General features: G+C 34.2%; 6 protein-coding genes. All 6 read right to left on the bottom strand.

The window, feature by feature from the left end; all coding sequences use genetic code 11:
- The coding region (locus tag K6343_05185) for a sigma-70 family RNA polymerase sigma factor (protein MEF3245355.1) at window positions 1–944 on the bottom strand (944 nt) is incomplete at its 3' end.
- Window positions 945–947: 3 nt separating this feature from the next.
- Window positions 948–2,675, bottom strand: a complete 1,728-nt coding sequence (gene dnaG, locus K6343_05180) for a DNA primase (protein MEF3245354.1) — start codon at window positions 2,673–2,675, stop codon at window positions 948–950.
- Between the two features lie 68 nt (window positions 2,676–2,743).
- A complete protein-coding gene (locus K6343_05175; GenBank protein ID MEF3245353.1) occupies window positions 2,744–3,847 on the bottom strand; it encodes a deoxyguanosinetriphosphate triphosphohydrolase in 1,104 nt (367 codons plus the stop codon).
- 7 nt (window positions 3,848–3,854) lie between these two features.
- Window positions 3,855–6,500 (bottom strand): pyruvate, phosphate dikinase, encoded by a 2,646-nt coding sequence (gene ppdK, locus K6343_05170; protein ID MEF3245352.1) that lies wholly within the window; start codon window positions 6,498–6,500, stop codon window positions 3,855–3,857.
- A gap of 73 nt (window positions 6,501–6,573) precedes the next feature.
- Window positions 6,574–8,655: a glycine--tRNA ligase subunit beta gene (gene glyS, locus K6343_05165; protein MEF3245351.1), complete on the bottom strand. Its 2,082-nt coding sequence runs from the start codon at window positions 8,653–8,655 to the stop codon at window positions 6,574–6,576.
- The coding region (locus tag K6343_05160; GenBank protein ID MEF3245350.1) for a glycine--tRNA ligase subunit alpha at window positions 8,636–9,492 on the bottom strand (857 nt) is incomplete at its 5' end. The genes K6343_05160 and glyS, both read right to left, overlap by 20 nt.

The raw sequence follows: 9,492 nt of genomic DNA, 5'->3' as shown, positions 1-9,492 counted from the left end.
TCAAGGACTTTTTCAATCTGCTCTTTATAGTATTGATTAAGGCTTTCTCCTTCCGGAGTCATGTGTCTATTATCTTCAATGAAGTTCTCAAGCCTACTCTCCTCCTCATCGCCAACAGGCATTTCCAGAGAAAGAGGTTGTTGAGCAAGTCTTAAGTACTTAATAATTTTCTTTTCACTTATTCCAGTTCTTTCGGCTATTTCTTTGTAGGTTGGCTCTCTTCCCATCTCTTGTATCAACTCTTTCGTTACCTTCTCAATCTTATTAATGCTATCTACCATGTGAACAGGAACACGTATAAGCCGCGATTGATCAGCAAGCGCCCTTGTAATTGCTTGCCTTATCCACCAGGTTGCATATGTTGAGAATCTAAACCCTTTCCTGTAATCAAACTTTTCAGCTGCTCTTATTAAGCCAAGATTTCCCTCTTGTATGAGGTCCAAGAATGATAACCCATGGCCAGTATATCTTTTTGCAATGCTTACAACCAATCTAAGATTAGCTCTGAGTAATGCTTCTTTCGCATTTTTCCTTTCCTCTTCATTGCCGTGTGCAATTTTTTCTGCAAGCTCAATTTCTTTTCCAGGAGTTAAAAGGTCAACAGAACCAATTGTTGATAAATACGATTGTATGTGATTTTTTAACTCAGCAGGTTCCCCCTCTTCAACCTTACTTCTTTCGAGTTTACCTTTACTTCTTTCGAGTTTCTCTCTCTCACCGAATCGCACTTTCAACTTTAGCAATGTAATGAAAAGTTCATCAATATCTTCTGAAGAAATTGGCATTTTTAGAAGAGTATCTGCAATTTCTTCATAAGAAAGAAACCCAGTTACTCTACCACGTTCCAATAGTTTTCTTATAACTTCTTTTTCCTCTTTACTTACGCCTTTCAATTTCTTTATAACATTTTTAATTATTTTTGCAGAAAATTCTTTTTCGTTCATAGCTCACCTCGTTTTATAATTTTTAAGTAATTTTTGAAATTTCATAAGTTTTTCTCTATCGTCTCCCTTTGAATTTTTGATCTCATTAAAAATCTCGTTTAGTTTTATCTCATAGTCTTTTATTTCTCTATAAGTATTAAGGTACTCTTCAATGGCTTCATCTCTAACCAAAATAGGATCTTTAAAATAAAGTTCTACTGCCTTACCAAGAATAGATTCGTCAAGGAAAATCCATGAATTAGGGTTAGGGGTTCTTCCCTCTTCAACATCTGCCTTTGCTTTTAGTGCAATTGTTTTGTAGGGCTCTAAAAAATCGTTAATATCGACTTCCTCTAAGATCTTATTCATAAGTTCCGTTCGTTGCATAAGCGCTTGGGTAAGTATCTCTACAGTTTGTGTCATCTTATCTTTAAACTTTGCGTATAGCATTTCTTTTTCTAAGATGCTATTTTTAGAAGTTACTCTGTTTTTTGAAGTTATCTTCTTAAAAGAGTCTAAAATAAATTCTTCATCAATTTTAGTTTTAGCTGCAATGTTTTTTAAATATTCAAAGACTAAGGTTCTATTAGGAATATTAGAAAGCATATAGAGTATTTTTTCAATTATCCTACTTTTTGCTTCGGGTGTTTTATCGGAAGTAGACAACTCATAATCAAGAATAAACATAATTGGATCTTTTGCATTTTCAATAGCTTCCTTTAGAACTGAATTTCCAAATTTTAATACTATTTCGTCAGGATCAAGATTCTCTTCAATGATTATTGTCTTAGGTATTAAATTCGTTTGCATGACAACTTCGGTTGCTCTTTCTAAGCCTGTTTTACCGCCTATGTCGTTATCAAAAAAGAAATATACGTAGTTTGCAAACCTCCTTAATAATAATGCATGTGCCTCAGTAAAAGCGGTTCCCATTGTAGAAACAACATTTTTAAAACCATTTTCTGAAAGCACCATTGCATCGAAGTACCCTTCAACAATTATGGCTGCTTTATTCTTTTTAATTTCGTCTTTTGCGAAATTTATTAAATATAGAATTTCTCCCTTTTTAAAGATAGGTGAATCTAATGAATTCAAATATTTTGGTTCAGAATTGTCGAAGGCTCTTCCGCTAAAACCAACTATTTTGCCATTCAGATCAAAAATTGGAATCATAATTCTGTTTCTGAAATAAGGAAAAACAGCATTACTTTTCTCGACATAGAAATTACCAGTTATTAAAATATCATCTCTACTAAAACCTTTTTTTACCAAAAACTCATAAACCTCAGGGTCATGTTCTTTTGCAAAACCAAGTCTAAATTTTTTAATGGCATCTATACTTAAACCTCTTTTAATTAGATAGTTAATATGCTCTTCTCTCAAATTTAAGGAAAAATAATTTGCTAATTCTTCATTAATTTTGTATAAGGTTTCTCTTTTTATATTGTCACTAGGTAAAAATGCTGGAATCTCAATACCAACCTCTTTTGCAATATCCGTTATTGCTTCTTTGAAAGATAAGTTTTCAAACTTCATAAGGAAGGTTACTACATCTCCTGAAGCACCACAACCAAAACAATGGTAAAGTTGCTTGTCTCTACTTACTACAAAAGAAGGGGTCTTTTCTTTGTGAAATGGACATAATCCAACGTAATTTTTACCCTGTTTTTTAAGTTTTACGTATTTTTGAATAAAATCAACAATATCTACTTTTTGATGTATTACGTCTACTACTTCTCTTAAATCTTTCATCACTTATAAATACGAAAAAAATGAAACAATTTCCTTTTTGAGAAATTATTTAAGAAAATATCGATTGATTATGAAATTGATTGTGGGAAAATCAAACTTTGCGCAACTTCAATTGCAAAACGATCTGACATAGAGGATATATAATCAACTATGAGAATTATTCTTTCCCTTTTATTCTCTTTGATGTATTCAAGAGGATTTTTTTGGGTAATAGAAATTGGGTGAGACTTTATATATGAAAGCATTTTATATGGATTTTCATAAAAATAATCAAATAAAAAACTTAAAAGAGTTTTTACTTTATCGTCTTCTTTCTTTGCAACGGGACTTAAATAAATTTTTTCGGTAAGAAAATCTTTCCATTCATCCATTGCTTCTTCAAATTCTTTAGATAAAGAAATTTTATCTTTACCGTTACTTTCGCTTATAACATTGATGATAAGCGAAGAAAGCCTTTTACTATTATTTTCTCCTAAAACTTTTCTTACATTCTCTGGAACATCAGTTTCTTTTACAAGATCCGCTCTTATTGCATCGTCTAAATCATGGTGTAGATAAGCGATTCTATCTGAAATCCTTACTACTTGGCCTTCTAAGGTAATAGGAATTTCTGACAGAGATAAATCACTTAAATTCTTCAAGCCTTTACTATGTTTTGCAATTCCATCTCGAGTTTCGTAAGTAAGATTCAAGCCAAAAACTATACTACCATCTGATCTTATCCTTTTTTCTAAAACATCAACCACACGCAAACTCTGCTCAGGGTGAAAAAAATGCATATCAGGAAAATACGATTTAACTTTTTCATTCAGGACTTCTTCGCCTTTATGCCCAAAAGGTGCGTGTCCCAAATCATGACCAAGAGCAATTGCCTCAGTTAAATCTGGATTTAGTCTTAATGATCTTGCAACTGATCGGGAAATAGCCATTACTTCAAGGGTATGCGTCAGTCTATTTCTGTAGTGATCACCTTTAGGAGCGATGAATACTTGCGTCTTGTATTGCAATCTTCTGAATGCCTTTGAGTAAATAATCCTATCAGCATCTCTTTGAAAATCAGTTCGGTATGCATCTCTTTCTTCGGGAACTGCTCTCCCCTTTGATCTTTTTGATAAGCTTGCGTAAGGAGAGAGCAGTTTTTCTTCTAAATCTTCTAATATCTCTCTAAACACTTATCAATTATTTTCTATTTTTTTCCTTTACTGCCACCTGTGCAGCGGCAAGTCTTGCGATAGGAACTCTGAAAGGTGAGCAGCTAACATAGTCTAACCCAGCGTAGTGGAAAAATTCAATTGATTCAGGATCACCACCATGTTCTCCGCAAATACCAATTTCCAAAGAAGGATTAGTATGCCTTCCAAGAACAACACCAATTCTTACAAGTTTTCCTACCCCTTCTCTATCAATTGTCATGAATGGATCTTTTGGAAGTATCTTATGTTCAAGATAGTAGGGTAAGAATGTTCCTTCGGCGTCATCCCTACTATATGCAAATGTTGTTTGTGTAAGGTCATTCGTTCCAAATGAGAAGAAGTCAGCAAACATTGCAATTTGATCGGCAGTAAGAGCAGCTCTTGGCACTTCGACCATGGTTCCAATTTCTATTTTCATGGACAGATTTTCTTTTTCTAATTTCTCTTTAACAATTTTTTCCACCAACTCTCTTAGAAGTTTCATTTCGTTAACATGGCCAATCAAAGGTAGCATTATCTTTGGAATGGGGTCAAAACCTTCTTTCTTTAATCTAATTACCGCATCAACAATTGCCTGTGTTTGCATTTCGTAAATTTCAGAATAAATGATACCTACTCTGCAACCTCTAAAACCAATCATGGGGTTAAATTCTTTTAATTCATCCGACCTTTTTAGCTCTCGCTCTCTTTTCTTTAATAATTCTGGATTACTTCCGCTTGCTTTTAGCTCATCAATTTCTTTTTCAAGTCTTTCTCTTTGTGGTAAAAATTCATGTAGTGGAGGATCAAGTAATCTGATAATAACAGGGAAACCGTCCATCTCTTTAAGTATTTCATAAAAGTCATTTACTTGAAGTGACTCTAATTTGTTAAGATACTGTATTCTTTCTTCTTTTGTTTCGGCAATAATCATATCTTGCATGATGGGGAGTCTATCAGGTTGTAAGAACATCCTTTCAGTTCTACAAAGACCTATACCTTCTGCTCCATAAGAACGAGCTCTTTTAGCTTCACCAGGTGTGTTTGCATTTGCTTTAACTCCAAGTTTTCTTATTTCATCAGCAACACCGAGAAATTCGGAAAGTTCACCACTTATTTCTGGTTCTATCATTGGAACTTCTCCAATCATTACATTACCAGTTGTTCCATCAATGGTGATGATTTCATTTTCCTTAACTTCAAAACCATTAACAAGGAATTTTTTATTTTCTAAATCAAGCTTAATTGATTCTGCTCCAACAATGCAAGGTATTCCCATACCTCTAGCTACAACAGCTGCATGTGCAGTCATCCCTCCCCTTGTTGTCAAAATACCTTGTGAATAAGCCATACCTTCCAAATCTTCTGGGGTAGTTTCGGGTCTAACAAGAATTACCTCTTCACCATTTTTCCCTCTTTCTGCTGCTTCCTTGACATTGAAAACTACCTTACCTTTTGCTGCACCAGGTGAGGCAGGCAGGCCTTTTGCAATTGGTTTAACCTCTACAGAAGGGTTAATCATCTTATGTAACAGTTGATCAATTTGCTCAGTTGAAACCCTTAAAACAGATTCTTCTTTACTTATTAATTCCTCTTTTACCATATCAACTGCAATTTTTACAGCGGCCCTTGCTGTTCTTTTACCTGACCTTGTCTGCAACATGTAAAGTTTTCCTCTTTCAACGGTAAATTCCATATCCTGCATATCACGATAGTGTTTTTCAAGCGTTTCTGCAACTCTAAGTAGTTGGCTATAAACATCAGGTAGTTCTTTAGGCATTTCGTCAATCTGCTTTGGAGTTCTAATACCAGCAACTACATCTTCCCCTTGTGCATTAACAAGATATTCGCCGTATATCTTTTTCTCACCAGTTGAGGGGTTTCTCGTAAAAGCAACACCCGTAGCAGAATCGTCGCCCATATTTCCAAAAACCATCATTACGATATTTACAGCTGTTCCTAAATCATCGGAAATTTTGTTAAGCATTCTGTAAGTAATTGCACGAGGATTATTCCAAGATTTAAAGACTGCTTCAATTGCTGCAAATAGTTGATCAAATGGATCCTGTGGGAAATCTTTCCCTGTATGTTTTTTATAAAGTTCTTTATAATGAACAATAACTTCTTTAAGAATCTCTTCTGTAAGTTCAGGATCAGATTTCAAATTGTGCTTTTCTTTGTGCATGGAAAGAATTTTTTCAAATTCTTCGTGGGGAACTCCCATAACAACATCACCAAACATCTGGATGAATCGTCTATAACTATCATAGGCAAACCTACCATTCTGGGTAAGAGCCTTTAAACCCTCAACTGCTTTGTCGTTTAATCCAAGATTGAGAATTGTGTCCATCATCCCAGGCATTGAAACTGGAGCACCAGATCTAACTGAAACGAGCAAAGGATTGTTTGGATCCCCAAATTTTTTCCCCGTTTTTTCTTCGAGTTTTTTTAGATAGTCAAGCGTTTCCTTTTTTATCTCCTCATCAATATAATTCTTTTTTTGGTAATCTTTACATGCTTCAGTTGTAATTGTAAAACCAGGCGGAACAGGTAAACCTATTCTTGTCATCTCGGATAATCCTGCTCCTTTGCCACCAAGTAAATTTCTCATTTTTTCACTACCTTCTTCAAAACTATACACCCAATTTCCCATCTGTAAACCTCCATTTCATAATTTTGATAGTTAAATGTTTTACTAACTATTTTAACATAAATTTAAAATTTTGTTATGATGATAAAACAACCTGTGAGAAATCAGCAAAATTTTCATATATTTTTTGGACATTTTTAAGTAATGCAAGTCTATTGTTTCTCACTTCTTTGTTTTCATCCATAACTAAAACGCTATCAAAAAATTCACCAACACTTTTCGCAAGAAGATATAAAAGCTGTATTACTGCTTCATAATCTCTATTTTTTATTAAAGCTTCCATAAGTTTCTCTGTCTCTTTGACGGCTTCGAAAAGCTCCGCTTCGCTTCGTTCATGAAGTAACTCTTCTCTAACTTCTTCTACCTCTTCTTTGCTTTTTCCAATAATGTTTTTAATTCGCTTATGCGTTAGGACTAATTCTTCAAACTTGGGATCATCCTCATATTTAGCTAATATTTTTGCCCGGTTAAGCCACGTAGGAAGAACATTTATTGGCAAATTCGTTACAGCATTAGCCTTGTCATAGCCAATTCCTTTACTTCTAAGTAGCGAATTTGCTCTTTCTTTTAGTAACTCAACAACCTCTTTCTTTATTGCAGTAGTCTCTTTTTGGGTTGGAAAACTCGAAGCGATAAATTCAATAATTTCTTCGTAAGGGAATTCTACATAGTCAAAAGTAAAAGAAACCTGGACAATACCTACAGCAATTTTTCTAAGGCCAAAAGGATCTTTTGAAGATGAATATTCAATGTTTGCTCCTATACTTAGAACAAGTGTATCGAATTTATCAATGGTGCTTAGCAATTTTCCTATAAGGGATTTGGGAGTAGTATCGCCTGCAAATCTCGGAAGGTACTGCTCAGAGATTGAATTCACAATTTCATCCTCAAAGCCGTCCAACTTTGCATAGATCCCACCTATTATTCCCTGTAATTCTGGAAATTCACTTACAACATTTGTTAACAAATCTCCCTTAGAAAGATACGCAGCTTTTTCAAAATAAGTTGCATTAGGTTCTTGAATTTTAAGTGTCTTATTTAAAAATTTAGCTAACTTAATATGGCGTTCAGTCTTGTCGAACATCGAGCCAAGTCCATTAAGGAAAATCACATCCTTAAGTTCATTAATCCGCTCTTCTAAAGGCTTTTTCCTATCCTCATTAAAGAAAAACAATCCATCATAGATTCTTGCTCTTGCAACTTCCTCGTAACCTTTTCTTACGTTGTCAATAAAATCAGAGGTGCCATTTCTAACACCGATAAAAAACGGTAGTGTTTTGTTATCATCCTGGGAGTATACAGGAAATGCTTTTAAATGGTCCTTTAAAATACTTTCTACGATACAATCTGGAAGGTTTATATTGTTCTTTATAATACTGCCAATAAAACAAGTAGGAAATTCGGTTAAATTTGTTACCTCTTCAAGGAAACCCTCGTCGAATTGTACCTTTCCATTTACGTTTTGCGCAAGACGGCTTGCTTCTTTCTTTATAGTTTCTTTTCGCTTTTCGTAATCAAGAACGAGATACAATTCCTTCAATTTCATAAAGTAATCAGAAGGGTTTTGTGGCTCAAATTCAATCGTATCATCTATCATTAAACCAAAAGATCTTCTTTTAGATTTAATATTGGCATATTCAAAATCAATTAATTCATCTCCTAAAAGCACTAAGATATTTTTAATCGGTCTTATAAAAATAACCCCTGAATCGTTCCAACGCATTCCTCTTGGGAATGTAAGATTTTTTAAGGAATAAAGTATCGCATCTTTAAGGATGTCTTTTGCATCTCTTCCCTTAATAGCCTTTTCTCCAAAAACATACTTTTTACCTTTAATCTCTTTAGTTATGATTTGAGAAATTTCTAAATTATTACTTTCTAAAAATTTATTAAGTATATCCGTGGGATTTCCCTGTTCGTCCAAAGCAATATTGTATGCAGGACCTTTGATTTCTTGGGTAGAATCACTTTCTCTTTCAGCAATTTCTTTCATGTAGATAACAAGTCTTTTCGGTGTGCCATAGGAAATAACATCACTATGTTCTATGCTGAATGTATTCAATTTAGAGGTAAATAGTTCTCTAAATTGCTCAGATAAGTTATTAACTAATTTAGATGGTATTTCATCTGTATAGATTTCACACAGAAAATCTTTCATCTTCAACCTCTCTTTTGAGAATTATTTTTGCTGCCATTTCTGCAAGATTTCTCATTCTTCCAATCATATTGGCTCTCTCATTTATACTTATCACTCCTCTTGCTTCAAGGAGATTAAAAACATGAGAACATTTCAATAAATATGTATAGCCTGGAATAACGATACTCTTTCCCAGTATCCTTTTTGCTTCGTTTTCGTATTTATCAAACAAGTTAAATAAGAGTTTAGAATCAGATTCATCAAATGCGTATATACATTCTTCTCTTTCCTCATTTTTTCTTAAATCACCGTAAGTCGTTGTTTCGTTCCATTGGATATCGAAGACGTTATCTTTTCCCTGTATAAACATTGCAAGTCTCTCAAGACCATACGTAATTTCAACTGAGACGGGCTCTAATGTTAAGCCTGCTGCAAGTTGGAAGTAAGTAAATTGCGTAATCTCTAAACCATCGAGTCTTACCTCCCATCCAACTCCCTGTGCTCCAAGAACAGCTGTTTCCCAGTTGTCTTCAATGAATTTAACTTCATGTTTAGATAATTTAAGTCCCAAATATCTCAAACTATCGAGATATATTTCTTTGATATTCTCAAGTGGTGGTTTAATAATTACCTGAAACTGATGGTGCATATAGAGCCTGTTGGGATTTTCTCCATACCTTCCATCTGCAGGTCTTCTTGAAGGCTGCACATACGCTACTTTCCAAGGTTTTTTGCCAATAACCTTAAGGAAAGTATAGGGACTTAATGTTCCAGCACCAATCTCTTGGTCAAAAGGAGGAAGAATAACACACCCCTGTTTTTGCCAAAAATTCTCCAATTTAAAAATTATTTCTTGGA

The sequence above is a fragment of the Caldisericaceae bacterium genome (genome assembly GCA_036574215.1).
In the GTDB taxonomy this organism is placed as follows: domain Bacteria; phylum Caldisericota; class Caldisericia; order Caldisericales; family Caldisericaceae; genus Caldisericum.
The sequence above is the reverse complement of the archived record's forward strand: the minus strand, read 5'-3'. Positions and strand labels throughout refer to the sequence as shown.